Genomic DNA, 521 nt, shown 5'->3' with positions numbered 1-521 from the left:
TGACGGCCGGTGGCGGCGGGCACGGCGATCCGCGCGAGCGCGACCCCGACCTGGTCCGCCGCGACGTCGCCGAGGGCTACGTCTCTCCCGAAGCGGCCCGCGGGACCTACGGGATCGACGATGTCTGAGCACCCCACCGTCCCCGCGCCGCCGGGCCTCGACACCCCCGGAACCCCGGCCCCGGGAAGGGGCGCAAGCCTCGCGGGCGAGGGGCGTGTCCCGGTGGACGGCGCGACGGTCGAGGTGGTGCGCAGCCATCTCGCCTCGGCCGCCGAGGAGATGCGGGCCACGCTCGTCCGTACCGCCTTCAACCCCGTCATCTACGAGGTCTTCGACTTCGGCGTCTCCGTCTACGACGCGGACCTGCGCCTGGTCGCCGAGTCGACCGGGCTGAGCCGTTTCCTCGGCGCCAACGACTACTCCATCCGCAAGGGTGTGGAGTACGTGGGGCGGGAGAATCTGCGTCCGGGTGATGTGGTGTTGCTGAATTATCCGTATTGGAACGCGGCGCATTCGTATGA

At 70.6% G+C, this 521-nt stretch carries 1 protein-coding gene; it reads left to right on the top strand.

Features of this window, described 5'->3' with window-relative positions; genetic code table 11:
• Positions 1-120 precede the first annotated feature (120 nt).
• The coding region (locus tag AC5L38_RS44400) for a hydantoinase B/oxoprolinase family protein (protein ID WP_495248857.1) at positions 121-521 on the top strand (401 nt) is incomplete at its 3' end.

This window comes from Streptosporangium nanhuense (genome assembly GCF_059358815.1).
The sequence above is the reverse complement of the archived record's forward strand: the minus strand, read 5'-3'. Positions and strand labels throughout refer to the sequence as shown.